Here is a 19,943-nt window from a genome sequence, read left to right as displayed (position 1 = left end):
GATCAAATCCCGCCACCTTCACTCTTTATTTACCCAGTCGATTACAACCGCAGGTCTTGCGGGACGGGCGGTCCAAGGCTAGGTCCAATGCATCGAGACCGGAGGCCGCATGACCCTTACACCCGAAGAAATCAGCCAAAACCTGCTGGACGCGGCCCGCACGGCCGGGGCCGAAGCGGCGGATGCCATCGTGATCGACGGCTCTTCGGTATCGGTCGAAGTGCGCAGCGGCGCGCTGGAACACGCGGAACGGTCGGAAGGCACCGATCTTGGACTGCGGGTGTTTCTGGGGCAGCGGCAGGCGATCGTGTCAAGTTCGGACAGCCGGCCCAAAACCCTGCGCGCGATGGCCGAGCGCGCCGTCGCCATGGCGCGCGAAGCGCCCGAAGACCCCTTCACCGGTCTGGCGGCTTCGGATCAGTTGGCAGATAACTGGGACCTTTCCGCGCTGGAACTGTTCGACCCGGCGCCTGAACCGGCGGCCGAGGAACTGTTGCGCGACGCGCTGGCCGCCGAGGCCGCCGCGCTTGCGGTAGCGGGCGTTTCGCAGGTGTCCGATGCGGCGGCGGCCTATGGGACCCATCGCGTGCATCTGGCGGCGACAAACGGGTTTTCCGGTGGCTATGCGCGCAGCAGCCGTTCGACCTCATGCGTGGCGATATCCGGCGAAGGCACCGCGATGGAACGCGACTATGATGGCGACAGCCGCACGTTCCAAAGCGACCTGCGCAGCCCGGATGAGATCGGCCGGACTGCAGGTGACCGTGCCGTGGCGCGGACCGGTGCCCGAAAACCTGCAACCGGAACCTTTCCGGTTCTGTTCGACGAACGCATCTCATCCTCTCTGATCGGTCATCTGCTGGCGGCCAGTAACGGGGCCGCCGTGGCCCGGGGCGCGTCCTGGCTGAAGGATTGTCTGGGCGAACAGGTATTGCCTGACCATCTGTCGCTGATCGAAGACCCGCATCGCCCGCGCATTTCGGGTTCGCGCCCGTTCGACGCCGAAGGGTTGGCAACCCGGCGCCGGGCCATTGTCGAAAACGGCGTTCTGACCGGCTGGACGCTGGATCTGTCCAGCGCCCGCAAACTGGACATGACCTCGACCGGTAACGCGACGCGCGGCGTGTCCGGACCGCCATCCCCAAGCAACTGGAACCTGAGCCTGACACAAGGCGACCAAAGCCGCGCCGACCTGCTGCGCGACATGGGCACCGGCCTGCTGGTCACGTCGATGATCGGCTCGACGATCAATCCCAATACCGGCGACTATTCCCGGGGCGCGTCCGGGTTCTGGGTCGAGAATGGCGAGATCACCCACCCGGTCAACGAATGCACCATCGCAGGCAATCTGCGCGACATGCTCAAGCATCTCATGCCCGCGAATGACGCGCGCCCGTATCTGTCCCGGGTGGTCCCGTCCGTGCTGATCGAAGGAATGACACTTGCCGGCACCTGACCTGCCCCTTCTGATCGACGCCGCGTTGGAGGCCGGGAAAATCGCCACCCGATATTCGGGCACCACGGCGCAGCGTTGGGACAAACCGGACGGTGCCGGTCCGGTGACCGAGGCGGACCTGGCCGTCAACGCCATGCTGGAGCGACGGCTGCAGGCCGCCCGGCCCGGCTATGGCTGGCTGAGCGAAGAGACCGAGGATTCTCCTGACCGCCTGTCAAAACACCGCGCCTTCATCATCGACCCGATTGACGGCACCCGCAGCTTTGCCGAAGGGTCGCGGACCTGGGCGCATTCTCTGGCCGTCGCTGAGGCAGGCGAAGTGACTGCCGCGGTGATCTATCTGCCGCTGCGGGACCTGCTTTATGCAGCCGCCCGCGGTCAGGGGGCGACCCTGAACGGCACACCGATCAAGGTTTCGCAAGCGTCTGACCTTGAAACGGCCGAGGTTCTGGCGGCAAAACCCAATCTGGATGCACGCCATTGGCGATCCGGTCAGGTGCCCGCCTTCCGGCGGACATACCGGCCGTCGCTGGCCTATCGCATGGCTTTGGTCGGGCAGGGGCGGTTCGACGGAATGCTGACGCTGCGGCCAAGCTGGGAATGGGACATCGCCGCCGGGGACCTGATCATCCGCGAGGCCGGCGGCAAATGCTCGAACCGGCTGGGCCAGCCGCTGCGATTCAACAACCAACATCCCCGTCTGAACGGCGTGCTGGCAGCAGGTGCGCCAATTTACGAAACGCTCAGGGCCCGGCTGGCCCCGGACGGGCCGGGGATCAACCCATGAGCAAGCCGCGCTCACTCAGCCTGGCGGCATACCGGGTTCTGTCATGGGGCGTGCCCGGCAATGCCGACACGCCTTATTTCCCGCGCCCGGAAGGCGATCTGCTCTGGGTCCACATCAGCGCGCCGGACCGGCAGCGCGCCGTCGTCGATTTCTGCCGAAGGCTGCAACAGGCGCGCCCCGATCTCTCGGTCCTGCTGACCGCGCGGCCCGAAACGGATCTGACACGGTGGGACTGCGGCAACTACCTGGTTGTGAACCTGCCGTCGGAACAGACCGGCGCAGCGCGGGCATTTCTGGATCACTGGCGCCCCGATATCGGGATCTGGGTCGGTGGTGGGCTGATGCCGAATGTGATCACCCGGGCCGAGGAACGCGGCACCCCCCTGATCCTCGTCGAGGCGCAGATCGACATCGACGTGGCCCGCGGCGGTCGATGGCTGCCCGATATCACCCGCTATACGTTCGATTGTTTCAGGATGATCCTTGCGACGACTCCGGATGCGGCCCGGAATATCCGCCGATTGGGCATCTCCTCCGGCAAGGTCAGCGAATCGCCGCCGCTGCTGGTCAGCCCCAACCCCCGGCCCTGGCCCGAGGACGAGCTGATCGAGACCAACCACGCCCTGTCCGGGCGCCCGGTCTGGTTGGCGGCATGTGTGCAGGACAAGGAATTCATCTCGGTGCTCAGCGCCCACCGCCAGGCGATGCGCATGTTGCCCCGGCTGGCGCTGGTTTTGCATGTCGCGGATACCGCCGAAGCCGAGCCTTTGCACCGGCGGCTGGAAAACATGGACCTGCGTTGCACGAACTGGGACACCAGCGGACAGATCGAGGATACGACGCAGGTCATCCTGTCGGCCGTTACCGAGGACCTGGGCCTCTGGCACCGCGTCTCGGCCGTGACATTCATGGGCAGTTCGCTGGAACGCGGCGCAGGCGGTCACGACCCCCTTGTCGCCACGGCGTTGGGCTCGGCGCTCATCCACGGACCTTTTGTGCACCACCATCAACAGCTATACGATCAGCTGAACCGCGCCGGCGCGGCGCTGACGGTCAGAACGGCCACCGAACTGGGCGACGCCGTGGTCGATCTGCTGGCACCGGACCGGGCCGCCGACATGGCGCTGGCCGGGTGGCAGATCGTGTCCGAAGGTGCGCCGCAATCGGATAAACTGATCGAGATGGTGCAGGATTATCTGGACCAGCGGAGCGCAAACCATGCGGGCACCTGATTTCTGGAACACCGCGCCCGACCGGCTGGACCTGCGGGCCCGGATGCTGGCACCCTTAGGTCGCATCTACGCCGCCGCAACCGCCCGCCGTGTCGCGTCCGGGGCCGGAACGAAACCGGGCGTGCCCGTCATTTGTGTCGGCAATCTGAACGCCGGCGGAACCGGCAAGACCCCCACCGTGATCTGGATGATCGAACGATTGCGCGACGCCTGGCACCAGACCCATGTGGTGACCCGTGGCCACGGGGGGTCCCTGGAAGGGCCCGTGCGCGTCGATCCCGGCAAACACACCGCCGCGCAGGTCGGGGACGAGCCGTTGTTGCTGGCGGCCTTTGCCGAGGTCTGGGTCGCGAAAGATCGCGCCGCCGGCGCGCAGGCCGCCGCCGCCGCCGGCGCAACGGTGATCGTTCTTGATGACGGGTTTCAGAACCCCTCGGTGGTCAAGGATTTCTCGGTCATCGTCGTTGATGCGGCGCGGGGGTTCGGGAATGGGCTGTGCCTGCCCGCCGGTCCGCTGCGCGAGCCGGTTGACGTCGGATTGCGACGCGCCGACCTGGTGTTGTCACTGGGGGACGCAGACGCGCAGCAACAATTCGCGGATCGCTGGGGCCACAGCCTGACCGTGCCCCATGCCACCGGCGCGGTCGAACCGCTGCAGACCGGAATGGACTGGAGCGGCACCCCGGTTCTGGCCTTCGCGGGCATCGGCCACCCGGACAAGTTTTTTGCCACTTTGCGCCAACAGGGGGCAAAGCTGCTGCGCGCCGAAGCGCTGGATGATCACCAGCCGCTGACCCCGGCGCTGATGTCGCGGCTTGAGAATGAAGCCCGGCAACTGGGCGCGCAGATGGTGACAACGGAAAAAGATGCCGTGCGTCTGCCTGCGGCCTTTCGCAACAAGGTCATCACCTTGCCCGTCCGCCTGAATGTCACCGAAGGTGACAGGGTCAGGAACATGCTGTTGCAGGCAGCACCTTCACCCTGAAAGGCGACCGGCCCGGGCTGAGCCGGTCGCAATCGCAATTAGCTGCCCAACTCGTCTTCGATCAGCTTCTTGAACTCGTCGTAAGACTGGTTGTCGACCTTCTTGCCATTCACGATGAAGGACGGGGTCGCCTGAATGCCGTCACGCTCGGCGTTTTCCTGATACCAGGCCACCAGCGTCTGCGCCCGCGCGCCGTCCTGCAAGCAGGCTTCAAGCTGGTCATTGTCGATACCCGCCAGGCGGCCGATCTTGCGCAGTTCGTCCACGATCTCGGCCGGGCCGCCAGCGCGGGTCCATTCGGACTGGCCGTCATAGATCAGGTCGGAAATGCCAAAGAACTTCTCGGGCCCGCCGCACCGCGCAACCATCGAAGCCCACAGGCCGTAGCGGTCAAAATACACTTCGCGATAGATGAATTTCACCTTGCCCGTGTCGATGAAATCCTTCTTGAGCTGCTTATACGGCCCCATGTGGAAATTCGCGCAATGCGGACAGGTGTAGGAGGCATATTCGATGATCTCGACCGGCGCATCCTCGGCGCCCTGCACCATCTCGACGATAGTCGAGGTGTCCAGATCGGCCTCTTGCGCCTCGGCGCTGCTGACCAGCGGATAAGCGGGGGAGGAATTCGACAGCGACAGCCAATAACCGCCCGCGGCCACGGCGACGGCCGCACAAATTCCGGTTGCAATACGGCTCATTACTCAGCCCTTTCTCAGCGTTTTTGCTTGGATAAAACGTTACGGCCCAGACGTTCAAGGGCTGCGCGCAAATCCGTGTCGTGCACGTCCTGCGCGGCCCGGTCCGCTTGGGCTGCGATTTCTGGTTCGATCTTGGGTTTCGCCTGTTTCGGCCTGTGGTCGAAACTGGCCTGCCCCTCGGCAAATCCGGTCGGAGCGGTCTGGGTGATGCGCACGCGGCTGATCGCGTTATAGCCATAGACCGCATTCACCTTGCCGCGCAACTGTTCCTTTTGCATCTCCAGCATCGGGGCCTGCGGGCCGGTGGTCAGCACGGTCAGCGTCGCGCCCATCCCGCCCTTGCCGTAACCCACATTTACCGGTCGCGCGATGGCCGCCATATCCTGGCCCACGATCTCGGCCCAATGGGTCAGCAGGCGTGATATGGCAAAGCCCCGGCTTTCCCCGGCGCGCCGTATCTGGTCGTTCAGCAATGTCGCGGTGCGTTTGAACCCGCGGGTCGAAGAACGTCTGCGCTGCATCTGGTTTCCAACTCCTGCACCGCTATTGTAAAGGGCATGACAACGGGCGCCAGCGAAACCCGACAGGGAGATAGATAAAACTTGCGTGACTCTGCTGAATTCGACGTGAGCGCGGCGCTGCTGGATTGGTATGACCGCCACGCCCGCGAAATGCCGTGGCGGGTCGGACCGGCAGACCGTGCCATGGGGATCGTTCCCGATCCTTACCGGATCTGGCTGTCCGAGGTGATGCTGCAACAGACCACCGTTGCCGCGGTGCGCGACTATTTCCTGCGGTTCACGTCGCGCTGGCCGACCGTTGGGGCGCTGGCTGCCGCCCCCGACGATCAGATCATGGGTGAATGGGCCGGGCTGGGCTATTACGCGCGAGCCCGAAACCTGCTGAAATGCGCCCGAGCGGTAACCGATGACCACAACGGAATGTTTCCCGACTCATACGATGCCCTGCTGAAACTGCCCGGCATCGGCCCTTATACAGCCGCCGCCATTTCGGCTATTGCCTTCGACCGGCCCGAAACCGTGCTGGACGGCAATGTGGAACGGGTCATGGCCCGCCTTTTCGACATCCATGACCCTTTGCCGGGTTCAAAACCGCTGCTGAAGGCCAAAGCTGCCGCGCTGACGCCCGCGACGCGCCCCGGTGATTACGCGCAGGCGGTGATGGATCTGGGGGCCACGATCTGCACGCCGAAATCCCCGGCCTGTGGGATTTGCCCGCTGCGCGACCCGTGCCTAGCGCGCGCAGCCGGTACGCAACCGGAATTGCCTCGCAAATCCCCGAAGAAACCAAAACCAACCCGGTACGGGCATGTCTATATCGCGCAGGCCGACGACGGCACGCTGCTGCTGGAACGCCGGCCGGACCGGGGGTTGCTGGGTGGTATGCTGGGCTGGCCGGGGTCCGACTGGTCCGAGGATCCGGCCCCCGCACCGCCGTTCCCCGCCGATTGGCGAGAGGTGTCGGGCGAGGTGCGGCATACTTTCACCCATTTTCACCTGATCCTGCGCATCTGGACGGCGGGATTGCCGACAGATGCGGACATAAACGGCCTGACCACCGTTGCCAAACACGCGTTTCGTCCCGGCGATCTGCCAACCGTGATGCGCAAGGCATATGACCTGTGGCGCGAGCAGTAACGCGTTGTGCAGCTACCTATAGTATGGCTAGTCTCGGCCCATCTGTTCGGAGCTTGTGAATGATCGCACCAGATACCCTGTCCCGCTGGCAATCGGCCCTGCCATTCTGGGTCTCTTTCCTGCTGATCCCCTTGATCTGGGTCACTGCAAATGCGGGCGGCTGGTGGGTCTTGCTGGTGCCGCTGTCCACCTGGTGGGCCTTTGCGGTCCTGGATAGGCTGACCGGGCTGGAGCTGAACAACGCCGACCCGGATACGCCGGATACCGGGCTGCGGTGGTATATCCTGCTGACCAGATTCTGGGTTCCGGTTCAGTTCCTGACCCTTTTCGGCCTGATTTGGTATGCCACCCACAGCGAGCACTTGTCCTTGCCAGCAAAGATCGGACTGTTTTTTGGAATGGGCGTGATTTCGGGCACGATCGGGATCAATTACAGCCATGAACTGATGCACCAGAAAGGTCGGATGGAACGCTGGCTTAGTGATATCCTGCTGGCCATGGTGCTGTATTCGCATTTCCGGTCGGAACATCTGTTGGTGCATCACCGCTATGTCGGCACCCCGCGCGATCCGGTCACAGCGCGTTACAATGAAGGGTTCCACCGGTTCTACCCGCGCGTTCTGAAACAATGTCTTCTGTCGGCCTTCCGGGCCGAGCGCGACCGGCTTGCGCGCAAAGACCGCCCCTGGACGGACCGCGCCAACCCATTCTGGCGCTATTGGGCGCTGCAGGCGGGGATGCTGGGGCTGGCCTTTGCCATTGGCGGCTGGTCCGGACTGGCGCTGTTTCTTCTGCAGGCCGGTGTCGCGATCTGGCAGCTTGAGCTGGTCAATTACGTCGAACATTACGGCCTGACCCGGAAATATCTTGGCGACGGCAGGTACGAACATGTGCAACCGCGCCATTCGTGGAACGCGTCGCAAAAGGCGTCGAACTGGCTGCTGATCAACCTGCAGCGCCACTCGGACCACCATTACAAGCCCAACCGTCGGTTCCCGCTGCTGCAACACCATTCCGAAGACGCGGCACCACAACTGCCCTATGGCTATCCTGTGATGACCGTGGCCGCCATGATCCCGCCGCTGTGGCGTCGTGTGATGAATCCGCGGGTCCGCGCGTGGCGGCGGCAATACTACCCCGAAGTCGCGGACTGGACGCCCTATAACCGCTCGCAAAACCCGCAGCCCCACGCGTGACAGCGCGCTGACCGGCCCGCTGGCCCTACATCACCCAGATGTCCATCGGTGCCTCGACGCCCCGGACTGCCCGGTTGGTGTGTTTTTCAAACCCTGCCATCAACTCGGACGCGCCCTGACCTTCCTGTTCAAGTTGCGCCCGCACAGCATCGCTCAGAACCACGCCTGCCTGCAGCTCACGCGTCAGCGCCTCCAGCTTCGCGGCGACATTGACGGCATCGCCGATCACCGCGAATTCCAGCCGGTTGGCCCCGATATCGCCGAGCACCACCGAACCATAGTGTACCCCGATCCCGATCCGAATCTCGGGTTCTCCGGCCCGGCGGCGTTCAAGGTTCCAGCGGTCGATCACCTGCATCATACCCCGTGCACAGGCCACCGCGTTGCTGGCATCCAGCGGCGTTGTAACCGGTGTGCCGAACGTGGCCATCAGCCCGTCACCCAGATATTTATCCAGCGTCCCGTGGTGCCGGAACACCTCGGTCTCCATCCGGGCGTGAAACCCGCGCAGCACCTCGATCACCTCATACGGGTCCCGGCCGGCGGCGTATTTGGTAAAGCCGACGATATCAATGAAGAGAACGGCGATATTCTCTTTCCGGATCTGCTTGAGCGGTTCGTCATTCTGGCTCAGTTCCTCAACCACGTTCGGTGAGAAATAGCGCGACAGGTTGGCCCGCTCGCGTTCCAGCCCGGCATTAGTCATCAGCAAATGGTTGAGCCGCCGCATCGACACACCCAGCGTCACGGCAACCATCATGAAAACGATCACCTGCTGAATGCGCAACGGGCCCCGGAAACTGTTGGGGTCCAGCAGTTCGGCCACATCGGGATACCCCGCCAAGGCCTCGGCCACACGTTCGCTGAGACCCGGAAACGGCGTCGACACATACCAGGCGACGATCCATCCGACCGTCCACATCATCGCGGTCCAGGACCCGATGGCGACAACCGTACGCCAGGAATAGGCCAGCGTGCCCGCGGCCAGAATGATGAAGAAATACTGGAAATTGTCGAACCGGTACTGCATCGCCAGCGGCCTGACATCGTCACTGAACGGATTGGGTACGATCATCCCCAGCGTCATGATCAACAGGTCGGTAAAGATCAGCAACAACTCGGTCCGCGACTGCCCCACGCGGCCCGCCCGCCGGATCAGCCAGCCATTTGCGCAGATTAGCAGCAGGATGAAGTGGTACCACAGAATCTCCCATTGGGGGTTCAGGAAGATCAGCAACACACCTGTCAGAGCCATCGCGATCCAGCGGGCGCGGACCGCAAGTTCCAAGCCCTCACGCTTGTGCCGTTCCAGCGCGGCTTCGGTGTATTTGTTGTCCAGATCGAACTGATCCGGGCGCGTCACAAAGAACCGGGCAAAGCGAGACTGGCTGGCTGTTGTATCCGACATTGCTGAGGCTCCTTCGATGCGCAGCAGGGTACCAATGGCTCATATCGGAAGCGGGCAGTGAAGAAAACAAAAAGACCCCGCCGGAATCGGCGGGGCAAGGCATAGTGCCATGTGTCAGGCCACAGGCACCGGCGGTATAGGTAAATCAGTTGTGCAGTTCGGCCCGGATCTGCTGACGCAGCACGTCGATCGGCACCGTCTTGCCGTCACGCTTGAAGCACCAATAGGTCCAGCCGTTGCAGGACGGCGCGTTTTCCAGATGCGCGCCCACCTGATGGATCGAGCCTTTGACATTGTCGCCCACCAGCGTGCCATCGGCACGGACTTTGGCCTTATGGCGCTGGTTCATGGAATACAACTCTTCGCCCGGGCGCAGCATGCCGCGCTCGACCAGCTGACCAAAGGGCACGCGCGGCTCGGCGCGTTTGCTGGCGCTGACTTCCAGGGCCTCGCGGTCAAACTTGCGGACTTTGGAAATGCGTTTCTCAGCGACCTTGCGATAGCTTTCCTCGCGCTCGATCCCGATGAATTCGCGACCCAGCATCTTGGCGACCGCCCCGGTTGTGCCCGTGCCGAAGAACGGGTCCAGCACCACATCGCCCGGATTGGTCGAGCCGATCAGAACCCGGTGCAACAGCGATTCCGGTTTTTGCGTCGGATGCGCCTTGTCGCCGTTTTCATCCTTGAGCCGCTCATGCCCGGTGCAGATCGGCAGCACCCAGTCGCTGCGCATCTGCACGCCTTCGTTCAGGGCTTTCAGCGCTTCGTAGTTGAAGGTGTATTTGGCACCCTCCTGCTTGCTGGCCCAGATCATCGTCTCATGCGCGTTGGTAAACCGCTTGCCGCGGAAATTTGGCATCGGGTTCGACTTGCGCCACACGACATCGTTCAGAATCCAGTACCCTGCGTCCTGCAGCGCCGAACCCACGCGAAAGATGTTGTGATACGACCCGATCACCCAGATCGCGCCATTGGGTTTGAGTAAGCGATGCGCCGCCTTCAACCAGTCGCGTGTGAACTGGTCATAGGCGCCAAAGCTGGAAAACTGATCCCAGTGATCATCGACCGCGTCGACCTGAGAATTATCCGGGCGGTGCAATTGGCCTTTCAACTGCAGATTATACGGAGGGTCCGCAAAGATCAGGTCAACCGATGCCTCGGGCAGACTGTTCATCACATCGATGCAGTCCCCGGATAGAATCGTGTTTAAAGGGAGCGCTTTTGCGCCCTTTTTGGTGGTTGTCGTCATATCACTGCCTCAAGTGTCCACGGCGCTTTTTGCGCTCATTTGGTTGAGACAAGGATGAGTCAAAGACGATTCGCCGTCAAATTCTTTTTTGAATCAGCGACTTACGATTTACTCTTGATACAAGATATTGTGGACCGGTTTGAACGAACGTCTATGGTGTGGGGTTACACCAAGATTTCGCAGCGCATCCTTGTGTTGTTTCGACGGGTAACCGGCATTTGTCTCCCACCCGTAGCCGGGGTGCTGTTGCGCCAAATCCACCATCAGTTGATCGCGCCAGTTTTTTGCAATGATCGAAGCGGCCGCAATCGACACCGAGCGCGCGTCCCCTTTTACAACCGCCTGTGCCGGGATCGTCAGGTTGCGTGGAATCATATTGCCGTCGATCAGCAGATAATCCGGCGGCGGGTCCAGCGCGGCCACCGCGCGCTCCATCGCCAGATGCGAGGCGCGCAGGATGTTGTATTCATCAATCTCGGCGACAGAAGCGTTCGCGACGGCAAATTCAGCCGTTTCGCGCAAGACGGCATCCAGGGCACCGCGCCGCCTGGCCGTCAGCTTTTTGGAATCGTTCAGGCCTTTGGGGATATCGTCCGGGTTCAGAATCACCGCCGCCGCAACCACCGGCCCGGCCAGCGGCCCGCGGCCAACCTCATCCACGCCGGCAATCCGCAGATAGCCCTGCGCCGCCGCCGCTGATTCAAATCCGTAATCCGGGTCCTTCATATCGCCGAAAAACCGGGTTTCGCGCCATTGCGCAAGAAAAAAGGGAGAGAGCAGTTTGCACCACCCTCTCCCACGCGGCGCTTCTGTGGCGCTGCTCCTGCTCGAAAACCGTTACTTGTAACTCACGCGGTATCCCTTCTGGCGCAGGCAGGCGGGTTCGTATGCCCGCTTGACCTCTCTGCCGTTCCAGAACCCGACCTTGCACTGGTGCGGCAGGCTATTGCTGTATTTGTAATGCTTGCTCAGGCAACGCGTCCCCAGCAGCGGGCGCTTGTGAGGATACGCCTTGAACGTGCGCAAGCACCGCTGCGGCAGGTCATACCGCGCAACATGTCTCGGCAGCGGGCGCACATAGTGCGGCCGAATCTTCGGCGTGACATACACGTGCTTCTTGGGCGCCTTATAAACGTGGTTGTAGTTGTGCGTCACCGAATTCTTTTTGCTTTCGTCGCTGAAATGCTTGACGGCCGCCCCCAGCAGGGCAATGGCCGCCAGGCCGCCAAGGATGTCTCCGGTATCGGCAGCCCGCGCCTGAGACGCCGATACGCCGGTGATGGCGACTGCCGATGCAACGATCAGTGCGATGAATTTCTTATGCATGATGCTTGTCCTTCTGAAGTCTCAGGAGGGCCCGGTTGCAGGCCGTGTGTTCGATGCCCAACACTGGCCGCCCCCCGCGCAGACAAGCAATAACGCCCCTCTGTTATCCGATATCAGCCCCGCGAAACCCCTTAGGTTATTGAATATCCGTACAACCCATGCGCAGGATGCGGCCTATGAAACAGATCCTCTCTTCTCTGGCCATCCTGGCCCTGATATCGCTGGGCACTGCGGCTCCGGCGGCGGAATGTTACGCCGACTACAAGGCCAAGCAGGACAATCCGCTGCGCCTGCATTATGGCGTCATGCAGGTTTCGGCCTGCGGCAAAGGGCAGGCACGGAAAGAAGTCGCCCAGCGTCTGAAAGGGTCCGGTTGGACCTTGCTGAACGTGATGTCCGTTTTCGGACCGGATGGGTTGGATAAAAGGAAGGCCAATGCCGGAAAATTCTATCTCCGTTACTGAGGCCCGGCGATCAGGTGTCAGACTGGTCGGCGCGGGCATCGTGGCGATCGTGTTGATTCTGGTGACCGCCGCGATTTTCCTGTTCTGGACTCTGCCCGACGCCAACGCCTTCAATGCGCGGGTCGAACGGCTTTTCGTCGAAAGCGACCTGACCTCGCAGACCGAGATCCGCCTGCTTGAGATTCTGGCCCAGTCGGGCACGGCCTTTGCCGACACATTGTCCAGCTACCGCATGGTGATCTTTGTTCTGCTGGTCTTTGCCAGCGCCATGCTGGTGACCGCGCTGGTGTTTCTGGTGATGCTGGTGATGCTGAACCGCCGAATGGCGCAGATCGAACGTACCGGGATTCAGGTGACATCCCTGCTGATCAGCCGCGAGGAAAACACCGTCTATCTGAACAATATGGACTTCAAACTGACCGCAGCCGCGATGGAGACCCTGTCGGTGCTGGCGGAATCCCGGCTGGATGACGAGGTTCTGTCCGGTGCCCAGATCGAGGCGATGATCTCCGGCAAGAATGCGGCAGATTGTGACGAGGCCGCAGGCGCGACCCGGATCAAACGGCTGCGGGATGCGCTTGGCAACCAGATGGTCAGCGAATTGCTGGTCAAGAATATCGCCAAGAAGGGCTATATGCTGTCGATCGAGAAAGACGTGATCCAGATGGTCTGAAGCCACAGCATCGCACAGGGCTTGTGTGATAAAATGGCGGTTACACCCCTTGGAAAACCTCGGACAAGGCACCATCATATATAGACCCCGTGCCAGGGAGGTTGATGATGAACGTCCACGCCACACCAAAAATCAAGGGCTATGGGATCTCAGTTGAGCGGTTGAACGGTCGAATCGCGATTTACCGGGATGAGACTCTGTTGGCCGCTAGCACCAACGCCAAGGTCATGTACGAAACGCGGCTGCCGCCGACGATCTATTTTCCGCGTGAAGATGTCAGCGTCGATCTTGGCGAAGAAACCGAGTTGCAGACCTTTTGCCCCTTCAAGGGGACGGCAACCTATCACGATGTCGTTCTTGACGGGCAGCGGCTGGCGAACTCCGTCTGGGCCTATGAAGAGGCGCTGCCAGAAAGCGTCGCCATTCAGGGCCATATCGGGTTCATGCCCGGTGCCTATACCCGGATCGACCTGGGCGAAAACAGGCTGCGCGACCCCGATGACGGCAATATCAGCGGCCCGCTGATCGACTGGCTGATGCGCGGTGCATCCGAAAATGACACGCCCGAAGCCTTTACCAAGGCGCTGGCCGAGAAGATGCTGGAACATGGCATTGCCATTCAGCGCCTGAGCATCCTGGCATGGTCGCTGCATCCGCTGATCGCCGGCAAACATTACATCTGGGAAAAAGGCGAGGCCGAAATCTCGACCAATGTGCCCACCTATGAAATCCACGACCACCCGGCCTATATCAACAGCCCCCTGCGTCATGTGTCCAACGGGCTGGGCGGTGTGCGTCAGCGGCTGAATGATGAAAACCCCAAGAACAGTTTTCCGATAATGGAGGATCTGAGAGCAAAAGGCGCAACCGATTATGTCGCCATGCCGCTGCCGTTTTCCGATGGCCGGACCAATGTGCTGACCCTGACCTGCGACCACCCGGACGGTTTCACCACCGCGAATCTGGGTCTGGTCTTTGAATGCTCGACCGTGATTGCAAGATACTACGAAGTGTTCATGCAGCGCGAAAACGCGCAGGTCCTGCTGGAAACCTATGTGGGCAAGCGGTCGGGCGCGCGCGTCCTAGGGGGCGAAATCCGGCGCGGTGACGGCGACGAGATCGACGCCGCCATCATGTTCTGCGATCTGCGCAATTCGACCAGTCTGGAAGAAAAGCTTGGGCGCACCGCCTATATCAACCTGCTGAATGAGTTCTTTGAAACCGTGTCCGGCATTGTGCATGAAAACGGTGGTGAAGTGCTGAAATTCATCGGGGACGCTGTCCTTGCAGTGTTCCCCGCCGGTGATGACTCGATCTCGGCGCGCAAGAACGCCCAGCGCTCGGCCGTCGAAATAGTTGAAAAACTCGGCGAGCTGCGCCTGTCGGGAACGGACGATCATTGTGATTGTTCTATCGGCGTCGCCTATGGGCGCGTGACTTATGGCAATGTCGGGTCCCGCGAACGGCTGGATTTCACCGTGATCGGGCAGGCCGCGAATATTGCGGCGCGTCTGGGTGAATACGGCAAGACGGTGAATCACCGGATCGTCGTGTCAGCCGATATCGTGCCCGCATGCGCCGATGCGCTGCCTTTGGGGGATATCAAGCTGCACAATGTCTCACAGCCGGTGCCTTCCTTTGCGCTCCGAACCTCTGCGGATGAGGTGTTGAACGCCTGATGCCCGGTTGCGGTGGTGTTCCCCACCGCGCCGCGCAAATCCCGTTTGAGGTGCTGCGACCTCCAATCAGAACAAAGGGCGGCCAGTTGCATCCGGGAAAAGTCCTATTGCGCGCCAAGAAGGATCAGGGCGGCCTGGGCCGGTGAAACCGTGTTCTGTAGCTGAGCGATTTGACTGCGGGCAAGGTATCGGTCGGTCAGCTGGTCAACGGCCGCCGGGTCGGTGAACTGGCTCAGGTCGTCAGACCCCGTCAGGCCCGTCAACCGGTCTTTGAAAACGTCAAGTTGCCGGTCGATGTCCAGTTGCGCAAAGCTCGGTGGAAGCCCAAGCGCGGTTTCCATCATGTTCCGCAGCGGCGGCAGGCTCATCAGTTCGAACCACTTGGTATCTGCACTTCCGCTCTGGGCGGCCAGATCAGGCAGTGCGTGCCGGGCATAGAGTGAGATGCGCATGGATTCGTCGGCTTCACCAACCGAGACCTCGAACCGGGACACAACATTGTCCCGTGCGATTTCTTCCATGTTTGTGATCAGGCCCGTCTTGGGTATATCTCCCGGACCCAGCCCGAAAGCTTCGGAAAACTTGCGGTACCTCTTGTCAGACAGCCGGTTCGATAAGGCATCCTCGGCGCTGGTTCCATCCGACAGAACCTTTTGTATGAAGTACCGGTTGTTGATGTCATCCTCTAACCCGAAGGCACCCAGCGCGACCTGCAGCAGGCGCCGGTCCGAAACCAAATCCTCTGCCGATCGCACATTCCCGATGTTTTCCAGAAAATACGCGGCCTCTCTTTCGTTGACGGCCGAGGTTGAAAAGCTGTCAAGCTGCGCGTCGTAGGTGCGTTGCAGAAAACGCCAGCCGACCAGGCCGCCAGAGGGGATGACCGGCTGAAAAGTCACTGCTGGTAGGCCATCAGCCGTTCTTCGCGCGGCAACAGCGCGCGCAGGGCCTTCAGGCATTTGTAATACTGCTCGGCCAGCAAGGCCTCGGTCGCTTCGGACAGGACGCGACGGCTGTCAGCGTCCGTAAAGACCTGGCTCAGCTCCTCGACGCGCCGCAGCAATTGCTGACGCGCCTGTTCCGGCTCCATATCCCCGGACAGAACAAGCTGAGCCGCGTAGCAGACGCGCCGCACGGGGGTGTTCACCTCTTCCGGGTGAATGGCGTCGCGCAGGCGCAGGACATTGGCCTGTGGCGTCATGATCGAGAACCGGCTGCGGCGATCGCCGTTTTCCAGCACCACGCCATTGATCAGCACCCGTTCCTTGGGTGCCAGTTTCAAAACCAGCCCGCCCATCAGGAGGCCCCCATCTGGCGCAGGCCGCGCAGGACGGCCATGTTGATTTCCAGCAAGGGTTCAACCGATGCCTTGTTGCCCAGAACCTGGCTGCTGTGCTGCTCGGTGAACTCGGCCAGATAGAAGATCCGGGCGCGCAGGTCATTGGGCAGGGCATTGTCCGAATCCGCAACTCCGCTTGCCAGCACGGTCCACAGGCGGCGGTTTTCGTGCAGCGCCTGAACAAACCCGCCGAAATCGGCTTTTTGCCGGGCGGCCGCTGCCTTTAGCCGATGCGTGATTTTCGAGATCGCCTCGTATTCGGTGTCGCGAGGCGTCCGTGTCGGCGCGGCGGTCTGCGCATAGGCTCGCTGTGCAAGAGTTTGCGGTGTCACTTGAGATCCTTCCAGTAGTCCGTCTTGGGGCGATCAGAACCGGGGCGCGTCGCCACGCCCCGGCCGGGTTCCGAAACTTACCGGAACAGCGACAGGATCGACTGCGGCGCCTGGTTGGCGATTGACAGCGATTGGGTGGCCAGCTGCTGCTGCACCTGGAGCGCCTGCAGACGGGCCGAAGTTTCTTCCATGTCGGCGTCGACCAGCGACCCGATGCCGGATTTGAACGAATCCGCCAGGTTCGAGATGAACTCTTTCTGGGTTTCGATCCGGCTCTGCGACGAACCAAAGGCCGCCGAAGCGTCAATCGAGGTGTCGATCAGCGATTCGACCGCGGCCAAAGCGGCGGTTGCGCCCGCACCGGTCGAGACGTCAATGCCCGTAAGCGCGCCAAGCCCGCCGGAGCCCGCGTTCACGAACTGAGCCGAGAACGAGATATCCTCGCCAGTGCCGTTGGTCACGGACAGGGTGCCCGCGGTGCCCGAGTCGTAATCAACGGTTAGGCCGTTGATCCCCAGCTCTTCGATTTTCGCCTTCAGACCCACGGCAACTAGGTCACCGGTGGTGGTGGCTGCGGCATCCGCCGCGGACACCGTGTAGGAAACAACCTGATCGTCAATCGCAACAACCACCTTGTCCCCTGCGGCAAATGCCCCGCTGGTTTCATCGGTCACCAGCGCGGTTGCAGAGGTCGCACCGTTGTCGATCGTCGCACCGACGCGATCATTGCCGGTCGACGCGCCGGTCGATCCGTCAAACACCTGGGCCGCGACGTAGCCACCGGTCGACAGGTTCTGCCCGGCGACGTTGATGGACGACGCAGTCACAGCCCCGGTATTGTCGCGATCCAGCGACGCCAAGATCGAGGCAGAGCCCGACGAGCCATCCACCAGGTTCAGCCCGTTGAACTGTGCAGCGCTGACGACCGATGCGATCTGATCCTTCAGCGCGGTCACGTCGTCGTTGATTTTGCCACGATCGACATTGTCTTCCTGCGCCGCGACGATCTTGCCTTTCATCTGGGTCAGCAGGTCGGTGACCGTTTCCGCCGCGTTACGCGCGACCGCCACCGTTGATTCCCCCAGCGCAAGACTGTCCTTGATCGCGTTGAACCCGTTGACGTCGGACTCCATGACTTTGGAAATCGCCCAGACGGCCGAATTGTCCTTTGCCGTTGCGACGTCCTTACCGGTCGAGATCGCGTTCTGGGTTTGCGCCAGGTTCTTGTTGACCGATTTCAGGGTCTGCAGCGCAACCATTGCGCCATTGTTGGTCAGAATGCTGGACATAGCTTTCTTCCTTTTCCGTTCGGGCCCTTTGCGCCCATGCTTTCCCGCACCACATGCGGGCTTTGACGTCTTTCTGATCTGTGCGACCCGCCGTCGGGCTGTTCGCGCCACCTGCTGTTTCAGGTGCCCGATCACCTTTGCCGTCGATCTCCTAACGGAGTGCTAAAGCGCTCTGGCCGGAAAATTCGGATTTGAATCAAACCCTCTGCTATGCCCGTTTTTCCAGCTTGGCATGGCTGCGCACGGCAAAGCCGCTGCGTTGTCCGTCCGCCCCATAAGTGCTGAATTCCTGCCGCACCCGCCGCAATTCGGCCATCCGGCCGGCGACGGCGCGAATCCCTTCGGCGGCACTGTTCAGCAGCGCCTGATTTCTTTCGACCTTCTTCTGAAGACGGATCAAATCGTCACTGTCATAGACCTCCAGCGCGTTGATCGCCCCGATCAGTTTTTCCTTTTCCGGGGCCATCGTGTTCAACTGGTCAAGGTCCCCCTCGACCAGCGCGGTGCGCTCCAGATCCAGAACGTCTTCCAGGGACCTGATCAATTCAGGATCAGTTTTGATCGCCATCGGCTTTCTCCATCATGGATTGAAACAGAATTTCGGACAGGCCAACCCCACCGGACTGTGCTAGCTGCATGGCCTGCTGCTGCACGAGGAATGAGGAAAACTGATCTTCTCCCGTACCGCCACCAAAGGTTTGGCGCGCCTCGCCCAGACCGGCCGATTTCAGCATTTCCGTCAGAAATGCAGCCTCCAGCTCAACCGCGGCCGCCTTTAATTTCTCAGTCCCGGTTGGCGGCTGCGCTGTGGGAGGGGGTGCGGAAATTTTCATGGCCTTCTCCGAAATTTGCATCGAACTTTCTTGATCAAAGGCGAAAGCGGTTAAAATAAACGTAACTTCCTGCCGGCAGGTTTCGGGTCACACAACCGGAGCCGGAGCAAAATGCCCAACCCTCTATCAGCAGTGCTGTCGCCGCCATCTGCCGCCGCGAAGACCGACGCGAACACAAAAGAGCAACGCGCGCCGAACGGTGCGGCGTCGTTTCAGACGGTCATGGATCAGGAGGCGGATCAGCAAGACGAAGCGCCTGAAATCGCCGTCATGCAGGCACAGGAGCCTGAGGTTGCGCCGGAATCGGAAGAACTCAGTACCGAAGCAGAGCCGGTTGAAATCTCGTCTGAGGCGGAGGCCAAACCGCATTCTGACCTGGATGAACACCCGATTGGGACCCGCCCGGACGCGCTGGCTGCGACGCGTGCTGAACCGCCTGCAAAAATGCCCACGGCTGCCATGCCGAAGGAGGCGACTGACAGTGCCACTGTGCCCGACGCGAAACCGACCGGCCTGCATACGCCGTCGCACCGCAACGATCATCAGGTGATTCACCGGACTGTCGCCCCAATTTCGCAGGGGCCTCAGCCGTCCGGCGATGCGACTGGCGCGGCCCTGACACCAAAGAATGCTCGTTCAGCGATTGGCGAACCGCGCGCGCGTAACGAGACGGGCAACGCCGTGTCCGGTGAAATCGCACGCGGCGAGGTGCCCGCGCCGGCTACGCCCGGCCCGGCACCCAACAGGTCCGCCCTGCCGGATCGCGCGCCCTCATTCGTTCAGATGCAGCTGATGGCATCCGAATCGAACACCGCCAGCAGCGAGGCAGTGCCAGATGGGGATACCGAGGAGGCTCACGCGATCAAGGAGACCTCCGTTTTCTCCGCAACCCGTGACGCCGGGCATGCCGCGCACTCTGTTTCGGCCAGCGCGCGGGCGGAAACGGCCCGGGCGGTCGCGGGTCAGATGGCATCGGTCATCAAAGCGCGCCCACACTCCGGCGCGGTAGAAATCGCGCTTAACCCCGAAGAACTGGGGCGCGTCTCGATAGTATTGAACGGCCGCGACGACGGCCTGCACCTTACGATCGCGGCGGAACGGCCCGAAACGCTGGACATGATGCGGCGGCATCTCTCTGTTCTTGAGGCGGAATTCCGGAATCTGGGGCTTGGCGATCTGTCGCTGGATCTGGGAACGCCCTCTGACACCCGGCAGGATGAGCCTGGGCCGGAAGGGGGCAATCAGGTGCCGCCATCGCACGCCGAACATATCGCCGAGGCTGGCCCGGCTGTTTCAGGAATGAGCCCGGACGGGCGCATCGACATAAGGATTTGAG

22 protein-coding genes are annotated in these 19,943 nt (G+C 61.7%); 10 read left to right on the top strand and 12 right to left on the bottom strand.

The genetic code is table 11. The features are described 5' to 3' along the window. Positions 1 to 109 precede the first annotated feature (109 nt). From ACR0D8_RS18945 to lpxK, 4 genes are read left to right on the top strand one after another with little or no spacing between them, the layout of a single operon-like run. Positions 110 to 1,456, top strand: a complete 1,347-nt coding sequence (locus tag ACR0D8_RS18945) for a TldD/PmbA family protein (RefSeq protein ID WP_480648858.1) — start codon at positions 110 to 112, stop codon at positions 1,454 to 1,456. Then, the gene (locus ACR0D8_RS18940; RefSeq protein ID WP_480648857.1) at positions 1,443 to 2,243 is read left to right on the top strand and encodes an inositol monophosphatase family protein; all 801 of its coding nucleotides are present in this window, start codon (positions 1,443 to 1,445) and stop codon (positions 2,241 to 2,243) included. Before ACR0D8_RS18945 ends, ACR0D8_RS18940 begins: the two co-directional genes overlap by 14 nt. Further along, on the top strand, positions 2,240 to 3,475 hold the full coding sequence (locus ACR0D8_RS18935) for a 3-deoxy-D-manno-octulosonic acid transferase (protein WP_480648855.1): 1,236 nt from the start codon (positions 2,240 to 2,242) through the stop codon (positions 3,473 to 3,475). The genes ACR0D8_RS18940 and ACR0D8_RS18935 overlap by 4 nt, the downstream gene beginning before the upstream one ends. Further along, a complete protein-coding gene (gene lpxK / locus ACR0D8_RS18930; protein WP_480648853.1) occupies positions 3,462 to 4,460 on the top strand; it encodes a tetraacyldisaccharide 4'-kinase in 999 nt (332 codons plus the stop codon). The genes ACR0D8_RS18935 and lpxK overlap by 14 nt, the downstream gene beginning before the upstream one ends. A 38-nt stretch (positions 4,461 to 4,498) precedes the next feature. On the opposite strand, the gene ACR0D8_RS18925 is transcribed toward lpxK, so the two are convergent. Together ACR0D8_RS18925 and ACR0D8_RS18920 are read right to left on the bottom strand one after the other, a co-directional pair. Beyond that, on the bottom strand, positions 4,499 to 5,161 hold the full coding sequence (locus ACR0D8_RS18925) for a DsbA family protein (protein ID WP_480648851.1): 663 nt from the start codon (positions 5,159 to 5,161) through the stop codon (positions 4,499 to 4,501). A gap of 14 nt (positions 5,162 to 5,175) precedes the next feature. Further along, positions 5,176 to 5,682: a DUF721 domain-containing protein gene (locus ACR0D8_RS18920; RefSeq protein WP_480648849.1), complete on the bottom strand. Its 507-nt coding sequence runs from the start codon at positions 5,680 to 5,682 to the stop codon at positions 5,176 to 5,178. 81 nt (positions 5,683 to 5,763) lie between these two features. Between ACR0D8_RS18920 and mutY the strand changes: the two genes are divergently transcribed. Beyond that, complete coding sequence (mutY, locus tag ACR0D8_RS18915; RefSeq protein WP_480648847.1) at positions 5,764 to 6,819, top strand: A/G-specific adenine glycosylase; 1,056 nt, start codon at positions 5,764 to 5,766, stop codon at positions 6,817 to 6,819. A 59-nt stretch (positions 6,820 to 6,878) separates the two neighbouring features. After that, positions 6,879 to 8,015 (top strand): alkane 1-monooxygenase, encoded by a 1,137-nt coding sequence (locus tag ACR0D8_RS18910; RefSeq protein WP_480648845.1) that lies wholly within the window; start codon positions 6,879 to 6,881, stop codon positions 8,013 to 8,015. A 25-nt stretch (positions 8,016 to 8,040) separates the two neighbouring features. Here the strand turns inward: ACR0D8_RS18910 and ACR0D8_RS18905 are convergent, their stop codons facing one another. The 4 genes from ACR0D8_RS18905 to ACR0D8_RS18890 all read right to left on the bottom strand — a co-directional run bounded on the left by ACR0D8_RS18905 (position 8,041) and on the right by ACR0D8_RS18890 (position 11,998). After that, positions 8,041 to 9,423: an adenylate/guanylate cyclase domain-containing protein gene (locus tag ACR0D8_RS18905; RefSeq protein ID WP_480648844.1), complete on the bottom strand. Its 1,383-nt coding sequence runs from the start codon at positions 9,421 to 9,423 to the stop codon at positions 8,041 to 8,043. 145 nt (positions 9,424 to 9,568) lie between these two features. Next, on the bottom strand, positions 9,569 to 10,672 hold the full coding sequence (locus tag ACR0D8_RS18900) for a DNA methyltransferase (protein ID WP_475157439.1): 1,104 nt from the start codon (positions 10,670 to 10,672) through the stop codon (positions 9,569 to 9,571). A gap of 108 nt (positions 10,673 to 10,780) precedes the next feature. After that, the gene (locus ACR0D8_RS18895; RefSeq protein ID WP_480648842.1) at positions 10,781 to 11,398 is read right to left on the bottom strand and encodes a ribonuclease HII; all 618 of its coding nucleotides are present in this window, start codon (positions 11,396 to 11,398) and stop codon (positions 10,781 to 10,783) included. A 111-nt stretch (positions 11,399 to 11,509) separates the two neighbouring features. Continuing rightward, positions 11,510 to 11,998, bottom strand: coding sequence for a hypothetical protein (locus tag ACR0D8_RS18890; RefSeq protein WP_480648840.1), 489 nt, complete (start codon positions 11,996 to 11,998; stop codon positions 11,510 to 11,512). Between the two features lie 176 nt (positions 11,999 to 12,174). Here ACR0D8_RS18890 and ACR0D8_RS18885 point away from each other — a divergent pair, with 176 nt between their 5' ends. The 3 genes from ACR0D8_RS18885 to ACR0D8_RS18875 all read left to right on the top strand — a co-directional run bounded on the left by ACR0D8_RS18885 (position 12,175) and on the right by ACR0D8_RS18875 (position 14,814). Then, positions 12,175 to 12,462: a hypothetical protein gene (locus ACR0D8_RS18885; protein ID WP_480648838.1), complete on the top strand. Its 288-nt coding sequence runs from the start codon at positions 12,175 to 12,177 to the stop codon at positions 12,460 to 12,462. Beyond that, positions 12,434 to 13,135 carry a winged helix-turn-helix domain-containing protein gene (locus ACR0D8_RS18880; protein WP_475157427.1) on the top strand — a complete coding sequence of 234 codons (702 nt, stop codon included), beginning with the start codon at positions 12,434 to 12,436 and terminating at the stop codon, positions 13,133 to 13,135. Before ACR0D8_RS18885 ends, ACR0D8_RS18880 begins: the two co-directional genes overlap by 29 nt. Before the next feature lie 107 nt (positions 13,136 to 13,242). After that, a complete protein-coding gene (locus ACR0D8_RS18875; RefSeq protein ID WP_480648836.1) occupies positions 13,243 to 14,814 on the top strand; it encodes a DUF427 domain-containing protein in 1,572 nt (523 codons plus the stop codon). A gap of 104 nt (positions 14,815 to 14,918) precedes the next feature. Here the strand turns inward: ACR0D8_RS18875 and ACR0D8_RS18870 are convergent, their stop codons facing one another. The 6 genes from ACR0D8_RS18870 to ACR0D8_RS18845 all read right to left on the bottom strand — a co-directional run bounded on the left by ACR0D8_RS18870 (position 14,919) and on the right by ACR0D8_RS18845 (position 18,607). Further along, positions 14,919 to 15,713, bottom strand: coding sequence for a DUF1217 domain-containing protein (locus ACR0D8_RS18870; protein WP_480648834.1), 795 nt, complete (start codon positions 15,711 to 15,713; stop codon positions 14,919 to 14,921). Continuing rightward, entirely contained in the window at positions 15,710 to 16,111 is a 402-nt protein-coding gene (gene flbT, locus ACR0D8_RS18865; RefSeq protein WP_480648832.1) for a flagellar biosynthesis repressor FlbT, read from the bottom strand. The genes ACR0D8_RS18870 and flbT overlap by 4 nt, the downstream gene beginning before the upstream one ends. Beyond that, complete coding sequence (gene flaF, locus ACR0D8_RS18860; protein ID WP_480648831.1) at positions 16,111 to 16,485, bottom strand: flagellar biosynthesis regulator FlaF; 375 nt, start codon at positions 16,483 to 16,485, stop codon at positions 16,111 to 16,113. The genes flbT and flaF overlap by 1 nt, the downstream gene beginning before the upstream one ends. Before the next feature lie 77 nt (positions 16,486 to 16,562). Further along, positions 16,563 to 17,774 carry a flagellin N-terminal helical domain-containing protein gene (locus ACR0D8_RS18855; protein ID WP_475157408.1) on the bottom strand — a complete coding sequence of 404 codons (1,212 nt, stop codon included), beginning with the start codon at positions 17,772 to 17,774 and terminating at the stop codon, positions 16,563 to 16,565. 208 nt (positions 17,775 to 17,982) lie between these two features. Then, the gene (locus tag ACR0D8_RS18850; protein ID WP_480648828.1) at positions 17,983 to 18,342 is read right to left on the bottom strand and encodes a flagellar biosynthesis protein FlgN; all 360 of its coding nucleotides are present in this window, start codon (positions 18,340 to 18,342) and stop codon (positions 17,983 to 17,985) included. Beyond that, positions 18,326 to 18,607, bottom strand: coding sequence for a rod-binding protein (locus ACR0D8_RS18845; RefSeq protein WP_480648826.1), 282 nt, complete (start codon positions 18,605 to 18,607; stop codon positions 18,326 to 18,328). The genes ACR0D8_RS18850 and ACR0D8_RS18845 overlap by 17 nt, the downstream gene beginning before the upstream one ends. Positions 18,608 to 18,718: 111 nt before the next feature. Here ACR0D8_RS18845 and ACR0D8_RS18840 point away from each other — a divergent pair, with 111 nt between their 5' ends. Continuing rightward, positions 18,719 to 19,942, top strand: a complete 1,224-nt coding sequence (locus ACR0D8_RS18840) for a flagellar hook-length control protein FliK (protein WP_480648825.1) — start codon at positions 18,719 to 18,721, stop codon at positions 19,940 to 19,942. Position 19,943 lies beyond the last annotated feature (1 nt).

The organism is Ruegeria sp. BG10, from assembly GCF_056538575.1.
This window is presented reverse-complemented; position numbering and strand designations above follow the sequence as displayed.